This is a genomic window from Glaciecola sp. HA4-3, assembly GCF_055693685.1.
In genome coordinates, this window is the sequence record NZ_CM146340.1 from 3,006,362 (window position 1) to 3,022,683 (window position 16,322).

Below are 16,322 nucleotides of genomic sequence, written 5' to 3' on the forward strand. Positions count from 1 at the left end.
ATAGCCCATTGTTTTATCGACAAACTACCAATTATGTTCACAAAGAAACCTAGCGCCGCACACAGCCTCTTGTTTACTCTTGAGTTAAGGGCTAATCTTTGGCTAATTTATTATATTTAACAAAACAAAAGTGATGTCAAAGCAAATGAGTGTTTACTTAGTGGGAGGCGCCGTTAGAGACAAACTGCTTAATAGGGCTGTTTTTGATAGAGACTATGTTGTTGTTGGCGCTTCTCCTCAAACAATGAAGCAAGAGGGTTTCATTCCTGTTGGTAAAGACTTCCCAGTTTACCTTCACCCTAAAACAAAAGAAGAATATGCCTTAGCTAGAACGGAACGTAAAACATCAGCTGGGTATACCGGCTTTAGCGTTGATGCAAGTACCAGTGTGACACTAGAAGAGGATCTTGCTAGGCGTGATTTGACGATAAATGCGATGGCTCAAGACCATAGCGGCAATATTATTGACCCATTTAATGGGCAAAAAGATCTTCATGAGAAAGTACTCAAACATACTACTAATGCCTTTCAAGAAGATCCCGTAAGAGTATTGCGAATTGCGCGATTCAGAGCCAGATATGGTTATGAGTGGAGCATTGATAAGGGTACATGCGACTTAATCACGACCATGAGAGACAATGGTGAATTAGATGCCTTAGTGCCTGAGCGTGTGTGGAAGGAAACGGAAAAAGCATTAGGTGAGCGCGAGCCTCAATTATTTTTTGAAACCTTAGATGAGCTTGGCGTTCTTTTTGATATTTTCCCTGAAATTTTCGTGATGAAAGGGGTAAAGCAGCCGCCGCAACATCATCCAGAAGGTGATGTCTTTATTCATACAATGCTTGCTTTAAAGCGTGCCGCCGAGCTAGGTTTTGATAAACCTACGCGATTTGCAGCGCTTTGCCATGATTTTGGTAAGCCAATTTGTATGGAGCAACGAGGAAACCTGCATGGCCATGAAAAAGCAGGCATTGATATCATTATTACTTTTTGTGAGCGCCTAAAAGTGCCCAATATCTATCGAGATCTGAGCGTTTTGACTAGTGAATATCACCTGCATTGCCACAGGCTATTTGATTTAACTCCTAAAACTATTTTCAAGTTTATAGTAAAAAGCTTCAACGCCATCAAAAAACCTGAGCGTTTTACACAATTTATTCAAGCTTGTCAGTGCGATGCGCAAGGTAGAGGGGAAAAACTTAAACAAAGGCCTTATGTTACAGCTGACTTTGCTTTTGCCATTTTGCGTGATTTAACAGCCTTAGATAACAAAGGGATTATCCAAAGTGCGATAGAAGCAGGTCGTAAGGGTGAAGCACTAGGGGAAGCCTTAAAACAGGCACAAATTAATCAAATTAAAGCAACAAAACTTAGGTTTTCAAAAGAAGAATAGCGCCTTGCTCAGCAGTTAGTATTGGCTTTACAAGCGCTTTACGACAAGTCTCAGGCAGAAATGCTTGATACGCTTGAGCTAAACCTCCAACATGTGCAATTTTTGTTATGCCAGCTTGATTCAAAAAATCATACAAGCATGTTATGTAATCGACACCCTGTTTAATCAATCGCGACGCATAATCGTTGTTGGCTATTGCATGCTCAAATACCATTGGAGCAAGTTGTGCAAACAATGCCGGTTTTGCCTGTGAATATTGACTCACCAAATCGGCGCTTAAACTGCACTTATGATATTCAAACAAGTCAGTTGTAAACTCATCAAATTCATTAAAGCCATCGATGGTTGCTAATAAGTGATGAATAGCTAGTTTTCCCAACCAAGCACCGCTGGCTTCATCCCCCAGTATAAATCCATGGCCACCCAAACGTATGCGCGTATCGCCCATTACTCCTAAAGCTGAAGAGCCGGTTCCAGTAATAATAAGACCACCTTCTGCTTGGCCATGGGCACCTGCTAAGGCAACTTGCAAGTCTTCAAATAGCGTCGTTTGCATGAAACCAAATGCGCATAGTTTATTTTTTTGCGATTCTGAAAGAGAATTTATACCTGCAAGGCCAAAACCTGCTTTTGTCATCAAATAAGCATCTTGGCCTAAATTAGCTTGTTTAAAAAGCGCATCACATGTTTGTCTAATATGTAGCAAAGCGCTTGTAAAATCTGAAGAGACGTTCGCCGCGCCACAATGAGCTGTAGCGAGCAAATTTCCCTGTCTATCCTCAAGCCTTGCACGACACTTTGTACCCCCGCCATCGACACCAAGGTAATATTGCGGATCCGTCACTAAAAATACCCTTCGCGCTTCTTCTTTTCCATAGAGCCTGTTTGGTCTTTATCTAACAAACGCCCTTCACGTTCACTTGTTTTGCTAGTAATCATTTCAGTCACAATACCTTCAAGCGTATCAGCGTTGCTCAATACTGCGCCTGTTTGTGGATAGCAACCTAAAGTACGAAAACGAATCATACGTTCTTGAAGACTACCTTTTTCTTTTTCGCTTAGGTGTGGCAGCATTCGCTCATCATCAAGAGCCAAGATTTGGCCACTTTCCTCATCAACCCAACTCAGGCGCGAAGCGGCAAAGTACAATGGAACGATGTCTATCTGTTCTTTTAGAATATATAACCAAATATCAAGCTCTGTCCAATTAGACAAGGGGAATACTCTTACCGATTGCCCTTTATCTATTTGCGTATTATAAATTGACCATAGCTCTGGGCGTTGACTCTTGGGGTCCCACTGATGATGTTCATTTCTAACTGAAAACACCCTTTCCTTAGCACGTGATTTTTCTTCGTCGCGCCTTGCTCCACCGAGCGCTGCATCAAATTTATGTGCATCGACCGCTTGCTTTAACGCTATGGTTTTCATGTGATCATTATACTTTACGGAACCAGACTCGATTGGGTGCACTCCCATGTCTAGGGCTTCTTGATTAATATGTACAATCAAATCAAATCCAAGCTTTTGCTGAAGATTATCTCTGAACGTTCCCATTTCATGGAACTCCCAAGTTGTATCAATATGCAATAAAGTAAAGGGAATTTTATTTGGTGCAAATGCCTTTCTTGCTAAGTGCAACATCACGGTTGAATCTTTGCCAATGGAGTAAAACATGCATGGGTTATCAAAACTTGCAGCAACTTCTCGCAAGATATGAATGGCCTCTGCCTCAAGTTGCTGTAAGTGAGAGAAATTATGCATATTGACCCTTAATGTGTACTTTATTTATTTGCACATTATACGCAAAAAGTATAACAAGCTTTAATTTGTTTATACCAAAACTTAGCGTTGTTTCGAATATCAAAGATGAAATGGCTTTAAAGGCATAGAAAAGCATGCAGCCTTGCTAAAAGCTTTCAAATGATTTTGAAAAATATGGAGATCATGATTCAGATAGGACGCTTCGTCCTGTACCTAACTAATCAATTGTCGCTTTGCCGTCTAGTTTATAGACCTTGCCACCTTTCATCACCATATCTACATTTTGTAGAAGATTAATGTAACGCAGCACATCGCCTTTTACGGCAATAATATCAGCATACTTGCCTGCTTTAATAGAACCTGACTTGTCACTTACTTTCATTAACACCGCCGGCCAGTATGTCGCTGCTCGGATAGTATCCATAGCCGATATTTCCATCTCATCTACCCAAAATGCCATTTCATTCCAAGTACTTTGGCAATGGAATTTGGTCGGGATGCCGCTATCGGTGCCAATAAGCATAACTACACCAGCATTTCGTAGCTGTTTAAGTTTGTTCTTAAGCGTAGGTTTACGTAAAGGTGTTAATTGCATGTAGTCGAGTTGCCCTACATTTTGTAGTGAAGCTCGAATATCTTTTATGGTGCTATCTTTTAAGCCACGATGCCAGCATTTATTGTCCAAGCGTTCTGGATTGGCTACGGTTAAATCATAGTTCCATAAACCTTCAACCGTCGGTGTCCAATAAAGTGGTCCGCCTGCAACTCGACCTTTTGCGGTGCGTTCAATCAATTGTTCAATTATATCGTCAGGATAAGCAGGCGCAGTAGTTAACCCTGTGTGCTCAAAATTATCGACACCTATTTGTAAGCCTCTTCTAATTTCATCAGGTTTGTGTGAGTGCGCAACCACAATCAATTCCCGTTCATGGGCCTGATCAACAATAGCTTGTGCAACCTCTAAGTCCATCATGTCATGGTCGATTAATTTGATAATGTCCACACCAGCATCAGCTAATCGATTTACCTTTTTCTTTGCATCTTGGACACTTTGTACTCCCCACCTGAAAGCTTCAGTGCCAGGATACGCTTTATGTTGCAAAAAAGGGCCTGATACATAAAGTCTTGGACCCGGTATGTCTCCATTGTCAATTTGGGTTTTAATGTCAATAGACTCTTTTAGAGGGGCGCCTAGATCTCGAGCGCTGGTAACGCCTGCAAGCAGCAATTGCACTGCACTGGCAGGCATAATCTCGGTACCTAATTTATCGATATATGCTTTGTCCCAATAGGTATAGTCCGAATGCCCATTTAACATCAAATGGGCGTGGTTTTCCCAAAGACCTTAGCAAAACATCCATCCCTTCTGTAGAAATAATTTCGTAGCCTTCAGGAACAGCTAAGGTATCAACGCTGCCCACTTTTTCTATCAAACCGTCTTTTATTAATATCACGCTATTTGCGATAGGCTGATGGCCATAACCATCAATTAGACGACCGCCAACCAGCGCTTTGGTGTCGGCAAAAAGTGGAGCAGACAGGACAACACAAATGATGAGTATGAAGACTTTTGATATAGACATAGAATGAGTCACTTTTTTATTTTTTGAATGCTTAGTATGGTAATTATGGTGGCAAAACACAAATTGGCTTGATAGCATAAATTTTCGCCGATTGTTGATTCAAACTTTTTGCAAACTTGGAGTGTTTATGACCTTTTTCAAAAGCATGCTTCTTATAGGCTTATTAGTGCTAGCTGGATGTGCATCCTATACCACACTCTGGTGGAAGTGTTCAGTTAAGCGGGCTAGCTGATGCTGACATAAATGTATTGATGTCTAAGGAGCCTGCTGCAAATTTTCCCGCCAATATCGCAACTGCAAGAATTCAGGCACTATGGATACGTGTCACACACAGCCAGTAGCTTTGGTACAGGTAGATACAGTATTGTTAGTACCCGTGAAGTCGAAAGTGAGCAAGATTTTGAACGATTATTAAATCTACCTGAAGTTGCAGGTCTTGCCCCCTTGAACCGCATATTATTGCCATCAAACCTAGACTCAATTAAAGCGTTACGTGAAGCCTCTGCTCGCTTGCAAGCTGATATCTTACTAATTTATACATTTGATACGACGTTTCACGTAGGAGAGCAAAAATATGCACCACTGAACGTTTTTACTTTAGGCTTTCTTAAAAATAAAGAAGTGTCTGTCATAACTACCGTCTCGGCTGCCTTTTTTGACGTTCGTACTGAGTATTTATATGGCCTAAGTGAAGCAACCGCTAAACAAACAAAGAGCTCAAGTGTTTGGAGTACCTCAAATGCAGTCGATGATATGCGCGTTATTACTGAAAAGCAGGCTTTTCAGAAACTAATTCCTGAAATAGAGAATACTTGGTCAACGATTCTTTCAAAGCATGTTTTGACTGGCCAAGTATCCGGACATTAGCCACAAATACCCCGCCTAGCACCAATTTACAACATGGTTTCTAGGCGTTTCTTGGCCTTTTCAAAATGCGCTTCAAGCTTCGGAATTTGGGCATCACCGTAACCCTCTTTTAGCCTAGTGCGAGCATTTTCAAGGATATTTAACAGTAATTGCGCTGATTGTTTTTGAACTTGTGGGTCGACGCTACCGACTTGACCAATCCAAATAGGGCTCGATTCAGCGTATAAATAACTGTCTTGCGCTGGCCAGCCTGTATTATTTCCTAAAACTCGTGCGGTCACCCATCCTCCAACTGGTAAGCTTAACTTTCCACTATAAGATGTACTTTTGCCCTGATTCGGCAAAATGGTATCAACGACCTTCCCATTTACATATATCTCGATTGACTCAACGGGCAACGCACTGTGCAGATTAAGTGACCAATTAAGCGTTTGTCCGCCTTTAGCAACTGCTTCTCCTGGCCCCTTCTCGTCTAGCAAAAATTCTAGCATCGGTCCGTTGGACACAACACTTTTACCTTGCTTGAGCGCATTTTCAAAACTTGAGCGAGACAAGGGTTTTTCTGGTTTTACATAAACACGCGTCGAGCCAATAGGCATTGTATGATAGTAATTGTTCATGACATCACTACCCGCTGTTGCTGCAAGAGGTACTCCAATATTTAGAATCTGATGCCAAACAGCCGCAGTTCCAATCTCGTCAGTCCATAAACATGCAAGCTCAATCACATCGGTATGTTGAAGTACCGCATCTGCTACTAAGCCAATCGGTATACTTGAAAAGTTATCTGGAACAAGTGGGTTTTGAATAGCAACTGGATGAACATATCCGCCTAGACCACCACTTTTGTGCGCGTGTTCAAGTGGCTCAGCATTGGCCCGATCGTCGTCTTTGTAAATCTCATAAAATGGCCCCCAAATCCAAGGCCAGAATAATTCATCCATGCCAAAAATACCGATGTGCCCTAAAAAATGAGATCGCACTTCTTGACCAAAATAAATAATAGGTGATTGACTACGCTCCCAACCCCATAAGGACTGTTGCAAAAAACGATTGTGCAAATTAGCAAGCAAAGGCACCCCTACATCAACTCCTTCCGCTATCATGTCCGGCACAATATCGGAAGGATCTAGACGATAAGTACCGCCATAGTTCAAATGAAAATGAGTATCTGCTGAATACCATCCTTTAGAAGAGGCGTCCCAAATACGTTCAAGTGCAATCTCACCTGTTATCGTTTGGTCTTTTTTTAAGTTAAATGTTTGTGTAACCGCTTGCGTTTCGAAACCATAAACAGCGGTAACAGTAATCTTTCCTACAGGTGCTAATAATTCAATGTCCCCTGCGCTAGAAGAATAGAAAAACACATTACTATGTTCCATTTCTTTTCTTACTGCACCAATATCAGGGGCGATTGGATGACCTTGTGCATCAACAACCTTGAGTCTTACAGGCATTGGTTTACCATCAACCTTGGTGGTTAAACGTATTCGGCCAATGTTTTGACCCCAATCCCAATTATTAATAAGCAGTTGGCGCGCATCTCCCCCCACCACTGGTATCTGATAAATACGTTTTTGTTCGTTTTCGTCCGCTTCTGCAAAGTATATTGTCTGCCCGTCTGCACTAAATGAAGGACTCAATGGCATACCTTTATTTTTGCTTAACAGAACTGAAGTATGTGGCGATTCAATCGCCAATAGCCTAAGCTCCCAGCCACCGTCATATGGCCAAACATATGCCATATATTTTCCATCAGGCGAAATTGAAAAATCGGCTTGTGCAGTAATGCCATCACTGATTAAGGTTGTTGCGCTTTGAGAGTCGATATCAAAACGTTTAATGCTGTCTTTGGTATTTTGTTTATTGACATACACTATAGTTTTGCCATCAGAACTCATGCTGGGTTTACGAAAAACTTCACGGCGTCCTTGTTGAGTATTTGGTAAAAATAAACGGCTTGTTTGGCTGGCAATTTCATATGTCCAGATATCCATTGGGCCTGAACGAGAAGATGAATATAATATCGACGTATCATCATTTGAAAAACTTGGATCAAGATGTATAGCATCTGTATCTTCAATGACGGTTTCACTAAGTGTATCAAGCGCCACTGTCACCAAACTTATCGCTTTTTTGTTTACTCTGACAAACACTAGCTGATTACTATCATTTGACCAAGCTGGCCTAGCGTCAACTCCTGCTGCTTGAGTAATTCGACGAGCCTGCTTTGTCGCTAAGTCATACACCCAAATCCAACCGCGAGAAGCAAATGCAAGTGATTTGCCATCAGGTGATAAAGCGGGATCTGTTGCTCCTGCATTGAAGATGGGGACTTCAAAGCCCTCTAAATAAACATGATGTCCAAAATTTTCAATTAATGGGTAGGAATTAGTCCACTCTGCATGACTAAAAAACGCAGTGCTTAAAAGGGTTGCGGCTAACCATTTCTTCATGATGATCTACATATTGATAGCAAATTATTGTTTAGTAAGCATAATCCTATCGTCACCACTTAGCAATATTGACACTTTTTTGTATTTATTGAGCTTGCGCGTGGCATACTACTGCTGGCTTACGCCTCAAATTTCTGCCAAGGCCCTGTAATTGCCAAGGTAGCTGTTGGTGAATATAGATTTACAAACAGGGTGTTTCCATCAGGAGAAAAACATGCGCCTGCTGGCTCTGTTTGCCAGCGTACTTTTGCAAAATCGTATATATCGCCATCTGGTGTAACGCCTTTTAAATTATTATTTACGGTATCTGAGTATTGATCTTCACAAACCAATAAATGACCGTTAGGTGCGACGGCTATGTTATCACCATAATTAAACGAGGCTTTGTCTGCGCTTTCAAGAAACAAGCTCAAAATGCCAGGTTTAATATGTTCTTTGTCCGTACCCTCAAACTCTGATGGCCGATAGCGCATTATTTGGCCGAGCTTTTTGGCTCCTCCATTAGTACAGCAAAAATACATTTCTCCATTTTCATAGTAAATTCCTTCGCCTCTAGCAAATAGCGCAGCGCCTTTTTCAAAGCCTCTCACTCTTAAATCATCTTGTTCGGAATCAACATTATCTAAATCGACCCAAGTTACTGTCTTTTCTTGATTTAGCATCAAGGTGCTAGATTCCCAATTACGGGTATCAAATTTAGGTGCACCCAAGACAATAAGTGCTTGAAGTTTGCCCCCTTTTTGCAATTGACCCGCTTGATTAGGGATAAATCGATAAAAAAGACTATCGTGACGATCTTCAGTCAAATACACAATACCTGTTTTAGGGTCTACAACAGCTGCTTCGTGATTAAAACGTCCCATTTGTTTTAATGGAACAGGGTCAACAAGACCTGTTGCTTTTGACGGAACTTCAAACACGTAGCCGTGGTTCTTATTTATCGTATCTGAGGCCGTTGCGACCGTTTCTTCACATGTTAACCAAGACCCCCATGGTGTTGTGCCCCCTGAACAATTTCTGATAGTGCCTAACAAAGACATAAACTGCTTTTCAACTTTACCTGTTTTTAAGTTATAAACCATATGGCTCGTTCCACTAAGGTAATGGATAACCTTGCTTATCGCTATCAAACGCCTTTGATGCCAATGTTTGACTGACTTTTGCATCACTATCGCTTTTCATAGGTGATAATTCATGATTCCTAATTAACGCGACTGTATGTTCGTCAATGGGAATACAACCCATGCCATCGGCTCTGTCGGGCACTTTCAAACCGTCATCCATTAATTCACCAAGCTGTGAAATGACTTTGTAACTGAACCCTTTTGGCAAATCTAACATCCCTTTAGGATCGGGTATCAAAGGACCGTATGCACGATTTCGCCCCATCAATACGTTTAAGCTAGGACTTGCATGCAAATGACTTGCTAAGCCCGCTAATGCTAGTGCAAGTAAACCTTTATTGAACTGTCTTCTGTTTAGCATACGTATTCCTTTAAATAAGATGGTAGCAATGATTAAATTGTGCTTTAATTTTTTTACGATATGTTATAATGTATCAAAATATCAAAGCTTACATCAAACTTCAATCACCAACTGATAAGTGAGTAATGAATGTTAACCCGATTTTTACTATTAATATTACTTTGTTGTAGCAACACTGTTGTTTTCGCACAAAAACATATACATGGTCAAGGTCAACTGCTGATTGCACAAGACGCGAATCAATGGCAGTTTCAATTCATCTTGCCTGCAGGGGATATTTTAGGCTTTGAGCACGCGCCTCAAACCGAACAACAATTTAAGGCGGTAGATGGATTCATCCAAAAGATCAATGAAACCAGCAAAATAATGACACTTCCTTCACAGTGCCAAGTAAGCTCTGCATCCCACTCTCTTGAGAACTTAACAGCGCATAATCAAGACAAACATTCCCATAAGCATTCCCACGATGATAAGCATAATCACATTGATATCAGCATAACTTATTTAGCAACATGTGAAGCTACTCCTGATTCGATTGATGTCACTTTATTGTCATGGGCAAACTCCATTAACACTATTGATGCTCAGTGGATAAGCACGTCACGGCAAGGCGCTACAGCATTAAATCAAAATAATAGAATAATCAGGCTGAACGAATGAATAGCAACACCAATATTTCATTTTATGTAGTTGGCACTTCATTATTGAAGAGGGTGTCATGAAGCGCTTGGTAAACATAAGTGATAAAGCCGCAATTGCTTTGTCGTTTATTTGTGTGCTGCACTGTATAGCTATTCCGCTAATTCTTATCGCAATTCCATCTCTTTCGGGAATATTTGGAATTAATGATGAGCATTTTCATCTTCTACTATTATTTGGTGTTATTCCCATTAGCGTCTTTGCAGTAACCTTCGGCTATATTCATCATCGTAGTAAAAATGTGTTTTTTATAAGTGCGCTAGGCATGTTGGTACTGGCAGTAACTGCGGTGTTTGGCCACGATATCGTATCAGAACAAGGCGAAGTATTGATGACCTTGATAGGCTCGTTATTAATCGCTTATGGTCATATACGCAACTTTCGGCTCCGACAGAAAAAACAACGCGCTAACATCTAGCACCTCGTCTAATTATTTAAGCCCAACGCCAAGTCAGGAAATTTATTATGAGTCATACTACCTCAAATAGTCTGCCAACAAATCCACCTATAAAAAGGCTTCCCGTAACCGTTTTGTCCGGATTTTTGGGAGCGGGTAAAACAACTGTATTAAGCCACGTTTTACAAAATAGAGAAGGTAAAAAAGTGGCCGTCATCGTAAATGATATGAGTGAAATAAATATTGATGCCGATTTAGTCAAAAAAGAAGTATCGCTTAATCATAGTGAAGAAAAACTTGTCGAGATGAGCAACGGGTGCATATGTTGTACCTTGCGAGAAGACTTACTTGTTGAAGTAGGCAGACTAGCTGAAGAAGGTAAATTTGATTACTTACTTATTGAATCTACAGGAATTTCTGAGCCAATGCCAGTCGCTGAAACCTTCACATTTGCGGATGAGAACGGCATATCACTAGGCGACATCGCGCAACTTGATACCATGGTGACTGTGGTAGATGCCGTCAATTTTTTAAAAGACTATGAAGAAGCCAAGTACTTACAAGAAACGGGCGAATCGCTGGGGGATGGGGACGAACGTACCGTTGCTGATTTGTTAATCGACCAGGTTGAGTTTGCGGACATTCTGTTGGTGAGTAAAACAGATCTAGTAGATGAATCTGAGCTTGACCGATTACAAGCGATTTTAAAAACCCTTAATACCAGTGCTCGCATCATTCCGATTAGCAAGGGTATGGTCGATATTAATGCAATCATTGGTACTGAGTTATTTGATTTTGACAAAGCCCAACAAGCGCTAGGATGGCTGCAAGAAATGCGCGGTGAGCATGTACCTGAGACACAAGAATATGGAATCAGCAGCTTTACCTACTCTGCAAGACGCCCATTTTACCCCGAAAAGTTTTATTCGTTTTTGCACGATTCCGAAGGTTACGGAAAGCTTTTGCGTTCAAAAGGCTACTTTTGGCTTGCAACTCGTCCGCAATTTGCTGGGCAATGGAATCAAGCAGGCGGCATTGCTCATTATGGATACGGTGGAATGTTTTGGATGGCTGTACCAAGGGACCAATGGCCAACTGACAAAGAGTATCTCAAGTCTATTGAAAAACAATGGGAGGAGCCTTTTGGCGATATGCGACAAGAGCTGGTTTTTATTGGTCAAGGTCTAGATCAACATGCAATAACGCAAGCCTTAGATAACTGCTTATTAAGCGATAAGGACTTAATGAGTGGGCAAAAAGCATGGTTAGAGTTTAATGACCCATTTCCAGCATGGGAGCAATAAAATGGAATTACAATTTAACGATAGCGCTTCTACTCAAAACTCACATACACTATTTGAGACTGAAAACTCTGTGACGCATCGACATGCTTGTTCATCGTCATCTCCAGAGATTTTAACAAATATCTATAAAGAGCAGTGTAATATCGCGATATGGCAGCGCTCGCTTGACCAGAATTTTATATTAGCACTACAAAATGACATCAAAAACAGGCCTTTACCGAACACAAACATACAAATTTCTTCAACTACTATCCAACAAGATATCGCAAAGATTGCCTATGATCGAGATTATGGCGAAGAATTTCGCAATGAAATAGCACAGACAATCGATATGTTTTGTACGCTGTTTGATGCGCCGAAGGTTGGACTGCGACTATCAACACTAAATACAGCAATGTGCCCGCGTTTTCATGTTGATAAAGTCCCTTGCCGCTTAGTTAGTACCTATGCAGGGGCAGGAACGCAATGGCTCGAACATAACAGCGTTGATCGTTCCAAACTTGGTCATGGTAGTGCAGGTAAAGCCGATGAAGTCTCTGGTCTTTATAAAAAGCCAAGTGATATTAGGCAGCTTGAGTGTGGACATGTTGCTTTACTAAAAGGCGAAACGTGGGAAAACAATGAAGGTGCAGGGCTAGTACATCGCTCACCTGCTCTAAAACCTAAGGATGCACGTATATTAATGACTTTGGATTTTGTGCTCTAAACCGGCATGACTTTCCAACAAATTCAATTGCTCAAATTTTTATCCATTTAAAAGAAGAAAATAGGACTCAGTATGAAATATGACAATTTTAAATTACGCAAAGTCGCGATTGCGATTTCAGCCGCGCTGATGCTAGGTGCTTGTTCTGTGCCCGAGCAGCAAAGCGTTGAACAAAGTCAGCCTGATGCACAAGACACTGTCAGCGAAACACAACAGGATAATCCATTTTTTAACGATTGGGATACGCCATTTGATGCACCCCCTTTTGGTTTAATAGAAACAAAGCACTATGCGCCTGCCTTTGAACAAGCAATGCAACAACATAAAATTGAAATTGACGCTATTGCCACAGGTGATAGTTTGCCTACGTTTGAAAATACGCTAGCACAAATGGAGCGCTCAGGTGGCGCACTAAGCAGAGTCAGCCGCGTATTCTTTAATGTCGCCAATACTGAATCAAACGAAGAGCTGCAAAGCTTACAGCGAGACATATCCCCTAAACTAACTCGCCATAGCAATGAAATTCTAATGAATGAAGGGCTATTTAAACGAATCAAAACGGTATATGACACTCGAAAAGAGTCTGGTTTAAATGCTGAGCAGTTGCGTTTAACCGAGCGTATCTATTTTGATTTTGTGCGCGCTGGCGCGAACCTAAATGAAGCGGATAAAGCGACACTTGCGGATATTAATGAGCGCCTTTCTTCACTAACAACGCAATTTGGCCAAAATGTCTTAAACGATACTCGCGCCTTTACACTTGTGCTAAGCGAAGAAGACTTAGCCGGTTTACCTCAAAGCGTGGTTGATGCTGCCGCAGCGCAAGCAGCAGCAAGAGATCTTGAAAATAAATACGTCATCACTTTAAATCGCTCAAGTGTTCAACCGTTTTTACAATTTTCAGAAAGACGTGATTTACGCCAAAAAGCATTTGAAGGTTGGGCACGACGCGGCGACAACGACAATGAATTTGATAACAAAGGGATTATTGAAGAAATAGTGACCTTAAGAGCCCAGCGCGCTCAATTGTTGGGATATGAACATCATTCAGATTATGTTTTGTCAAACGCAATGGCCAAAACACCGCAAGCAGCGATGGATTTGCTCTTAAGGGTTTGGGACCCTGCAGTTAAAAAAGCAGAACAAGAGAAACAATGGATCTTAGAATTGATGGCTCAAGAGGGCGCAGAACACGAACTCGCACCATGGGATTGGCGTTTTTATGCCGAAAAAGTGCGTAAATCACGTTTTAACTTAGATCAGGGTGAGATTACTCAATATTTTGAGCTTGATAATATGATTGAGGCTCAGTTTCATGTTGCCAACAAGCTTTTTGGCTTAAGTTTTGAAGAACGTAGCGATATTCCTGTATACAACCCTGTTGTTCGAGTATGGGAAGTCTTTGATGCCAAAGGAAGGTCTATAGGCTTGTTCTTTGGAGACTATTATGCCCGCAGCACAAAACGTTCTGGCGCATGGATGAGTGCATTTAGAATGCAACAAAAACTTGAGGGCAGCGTAAAGCCACTTATTTTAAACAACATGAATCTTAATAAGCCTGCTGAAGGTGAACCTACACTAATGAGTTATGGTGACGCCGTCACGCTATTTCATGAATTTGGTCATGCACTTCACGGTTTACTCTCAGATGTAACCTACCCCACACTCTCAGGCACAAATGTCCCAAGAGACTGGGTTGAATTTCCTGCCCAAATATATGAGCACTTTATTGCCCAACCTGAGATCCTAAAGCAGTTCGCACGCCACTATCAAACAAACGAGCCCATGCCTGATGCTTTGCTAGAAAAAATCAAAGCTGCAAGCACATTTAACCAAGGTTTTGCCACAGTGGAATTCACTGCATCTGCGCTTGTTGATATGGCATATCACCAAATGACTGAAGTAGACGGGCTAGATGTAAGAGCATTTGAAGACAAAGTGCTCAGTGAATATGGCAAGCCTGATGAAATCATCATGCGTCATAGAAGTACCCACTTTGGACATATCTTCTCAGGCGGATATTCATCAGCATATTATGCGTATATGTGGTCTGAAATTTTAGATGCCGATGGCTTTGATGCGTTCTTAGAAGCAGAAAACATCTTTGATGAAGAAACATCAAAACGCTTATATGATTTTGTTTTTAGCACTGGCGATACGCTTGATTATTTAGACGCATATGTAGGGTTTAGAGGAAGAGAGCCGTCAACAGATGCTTTGTTAAGAAACAGAGGACTTGATGAGTAGTTAGTGTAAGGCCTGCATTTAGCAGGCCTTTTTTTATATCACTTAATGCTGTCTAAAATCGTCAGGGTTTTGATAGTATGTATCAATCGATACCACTTCAAGAATGTACGCTGATGTGCCCATTGGGTCCTCGAACAATCCCCTTTTTAGCATACCGTTTAATTGATAGGCCTGCGTAATATCTAACTCAGTAAACCCCTCATTTAATTGTGCAAAAATAATTTGATTGGGTGGCGGAGGCGGGAAATGAATACAAGCACCAAAATACGGTACGATAAAAATGTTGCGCACACTTTTATCTTCATAATAATCAATCGGCACAATAAACCCAGCAATTGACACTGCTTGGTTATCAAATTCATTAACAGTATTTACTGAGGTCATCGCAGCGCTATATTGCTCATCAGTAGCCGCTTGTAATGATAAGAGCAAATTATCGGTAAATTCCGTAGGCGTGGTAGCTTGGCGTTGTTGATATTTTTCTAACACGAATTTTTCGTTGTCGGGCAACAATTGTGACCATTGTATCGTTTGGCGCTCAGAGGCTTGAAAACGCTCTTTTAGTTGAGTATTTTTTGAATAATACAAAGCAGAATCAAAGCTTAACCATGTTTTGATCGCGCTGTGATAATGCGTATACGCAAAGCCAATTCCAACGCCTAACAAAATACAAACAACAAATGCAATCACAAGCTTCGAATTGTTATTCATTTATCCAACCATTCATTGTAGACAAAGCAGCGAGCAAAAAAATTAAGTGCTTAGTCTTCATAGAGATAGGCAGCATCTAAACGCATTGTATATGCAGAGTTTCCTAAAGCGGTATCGGTACGATCAATCATCACGGTTCCCTCAAACCAAAATGCGTCTTGAAGTGTGGTTAGCTCAACCCCTTCTTTAGATTCACTGAAGATAATTTGATTAGGAGGAGGCGGTGGAAGGTGCAGACAAGCGCCAAAATACGGCACAATAAAAAACTGTGTAACGCGTTGTTCATCGTTTGTTTCAAGCGGCACAATAAAACCAAGGCAAGCGAATAGCGACATTATCAAACTCTTCAATAACGCGTGTTGATTCAAGCGCTTGGGCAAAGCGCATCGCGTTTTCATCGTTCACAGCCATGCTGCGCAACGACTGCACATTATCGGTATTGCCACCATCTGGGATTTGATTTAAAAAGTCTGGAGGATTAAGTAAAGCGGCTAAATCATCCATGGGCATCAATTGCGTCCATTCAATTTCTTGATAGTCGGTTTTGGTATCGGCTTGTAGTGGCGGAAAAATAATATTAAGCCCAATAAAAAAGACAACTAGGATCGCTTTTTTTGCTTGTTTTATCATAAATACACTCGCCTCCAATCGTTTCTACCCACCATAAAATATGATATAACATTGCTATGGTTAAGACTACAAAAGTTAAA

At 41.1% G+C, this 16,322-nt stretch carries 15 protein-coding genes and 1 pseudogene; 7 read left to right on the forward strand and 9 right to left on the reverse strand.

From position 1 onward, the window contains the following. The first annotated feature begins 130 nt into the window (after positions 1 to 130). The gene (locus ACZ1G6_RS14495; RefSeq protein WP_472616934.1) at positions 131 to 1,393 is read left to right on the forward strand and encodes a multifunctional CCA addition/repair protein; all 1,263 of its coding nucleotides are present in this window, start codon (positions 131 to 133) and stop codon (positions 1,391 to 1,393) included. On the opposite strand, the gene ACZ1G6_RS14500 is transcribed toward ACZ1G6_RS14495, so the two are convergent. The 4 genes from ACZ1G6_RS14500 to ACZ1G6_RS14515 form a co-directional block, all read right to left on the reverse strand. After that, entirely contained in the window at positions 1,371 to 2,237 is an 867-nt protein-coding gene (locus tag ACZ1G6_RS14500) for a glucosamine kinase nucleotide-binding domain-containing protein (RefSeq protein ID WP_472616935.1), read from the reverse strand. The two genes, ACZ1G6_RS14495 and ACZ1G6_RS14500, sit on opposite strands and share 23 nt — an antisense overlap. Beyond that, a complete protein-coding gene (gene cysD, locus ACZ1G6_RS14505) occupies positions 2,237 to 3,157 on the reverse strand; it encodes a sulfate adenylyltransferase subunit CysD (RefSeq protein ID WP_472616936.1) in 921 nt (306 codons plus the stop codon). Before cysD ends, ACZ1G6_RS14500 begins: the two co-directional genes overlap by 1 nt. A gap of 217 nt (positions 3,158 to 3,374) precedes the next feature. Next, positions 3,375 to 4,475 carry an amidohydrolase family protein gene (locus ACZ1G6_RS14510; protein ID WP_472616937.1) on the reverse strand — a complete coding sequence of 367 codons (1,101 nt, stop codon included), beginning with the start codon at positions 4,473 to 4,475 and terminating at the stop codon, positions 3,375 to 3,377. Then, positions 4,423 to 4,740, reverse strand: a complete 318-nt coding sequence (locus ACZ1G6_RS14515) for a hypothetical protein (protein ID WP_472616938.1) — start codon at positions 4,738 to 4,740, stop codon at positions 4,423 to 4,425. Before ACZ1G6_RS14515 ends, ACZ1G6_RS14510 begins: the two co-directional genes overlap by 53 nt. Before the next feature lie 321 nt (positions 4,741 to 5,061). Between ACZ1G6_RS14515 and ACZ1G6_RS14520 the strand changes: the two genes are divergently transcribed. After that, positions 5,062 to 5,607: a hypothetical protein gene (locus ACZ1G6_RS14520; protein WP_472616939.1), complete on the forward strand. Its 546-nt coding sequence runs from the start codon at positions 5,062 to 5,064 to the stop codon at positions 5,605 to 5,607. 26 nt (positions 5,608 to 5,633) lie between these two features. Here ACZ1G6_RS14520 and ACZ1G6_RS14525 read toward each other — a convergent pair whose 3' ends face one another. Then, positions 5,634 to 8,063: a CehA/McbA family metallohydrolase gene (locus ACZ1G6_RS14525; protein ID WP_472616940.1), complete on the reverse strand. Its 2,430-nt coding sequence runs from the start codon at positions 8,061 to 8,063 to the stop codon at positions 5,634 to 5,636. 119 nt (positions 8,064 to 8,182) lie between these two features. Then, a pseudogene (locus ACZ1G6_RS14530) lies at positions 8,183 to 9,548 on the reverse strand (alkaline phosphatase PhoX). Between the two features lie 129 nt (positions 9,549 to 9,677). On the opposite strand from ACZ1G6_RS14530, the gene ACZ1G6_RS14535 reads away from it, so the two are divergent. From ACZ1G6_RS14535 to ACZ1G6_RS14555, 5 genes are all read left to right on the forward strand, one after another. Then, positions 9,678 to 10,208, forward strand: a complete 531-nt coding sequence (locus ACZ1G6_RS14535) for a ZrgA family zinc uptake protein (protein ID WP_472616941.1) — start codon at positions 9,678 to 9,680, stop codon at positions 10,206 to 10,208. A 58-nt stretch (positions 10,209 to 10,266) separates the two neighbouring features. Then, positions 10,267 to 10,665: a MerC domain-containing protein gene (locus ACZ1G6_RS14540; RefSeq protein WP_472616942.1), complete on the forward strand. Its 399-nt coding sequence runs from the start codon at positions 10,267 to 10,269 to the stop codon at positions 10,663 to 10,665. Positions 10,666 to 10,712: 47 nt separating this feature from the next. Continuing rightward, positions 10,713 to 11,948, forward strand: a complete 1,236-nt coding sequence (zigA, locus tag ACZ1G6_RS14545; protein WP_472616943.1) for a zinc metallochaperone GTPase ZigA — start codon at positions 10,713 to 10,715, stop codon at positions 11,946 to 11,948. 1 nt (position 11,949) lies between these two features. Further along, positions 11,950 to 12,654, forward strand: a complete 705-nt coding sequence (locus ACZ1G6_RS14550; protein ID WP_472616944.1) for a DUF1826 domain-containing protein — start codon at positions 11,950 to 11,952, stop codon at positions 12,652 to 12,654. Between the two features lie 72 nt (positions 12,655 to 12,726). Continuing rightward, positions 12,727 to 14,901 (forward strand): M3 family metallopeptidase, encoded by a 2,175-nt coding sequence (locus ACZ1G6_RS14555; RefSeq protein WP_472616945.1) that lies wholly within the window; start codon positions 12,727 to 12,729, stop codon positions 14,899 to 14,901. Between the two features lie 42 nt (positions 14,902 to 14,943). On the opposite strand, the gene ACZ1G6_RS14560 is transcribed toward ACZ1G6_RS14555, so the two are convergent. From ACZ1G6_RS14560 to ACZ1G6_RS14570, 3 genes are read right to left on the reverse strand one after another with little or no spacing between them, the layout of a single operon-like run. Then, positions 14,944 to 15,612 carry a DUF3299 domain-containing protein gene (locus ACZ1G6_RS14560; RefSeq protein WP_472616946.1) on the reverse strand — a complete coding sequence of 223 codons (669 nt, stop codon included), beginning with the start codon at positions 15,610 to 15,612 and terminating at the stop codon, positions 14,944 to 14,946. Between the two features lie 50 nt (positions 15,613 to 15,662). Next, entirely contained in the window at positions 15,663 to 16,010 is a 348-nt protein-coding gene (locus tag ACZ1G6_RS14565) for a DUF3299 domain-containing protein (protein ID WP_472616947.1), read from the reverse strand. After that, positions 15,907 to 16,242: a hypothetical protein gene (locus ACZ1G6_RS14570; RefSeq protein WP_472616948.1), complete on the reverse strand. Its 336-nt coding sequence runs from the start codon at positions 16,240 to 16,242 to the stop codon at positions 15,907 to 15,909. The genes ACZ1G6_RS14565 and ACZ1G6_RS14570 overlap by 104 nt, the downstream gene beginning before the upstream one ends. Between the last annotated feature and the right edge of the window lie 80 nt (positions 16,243 to 16,322).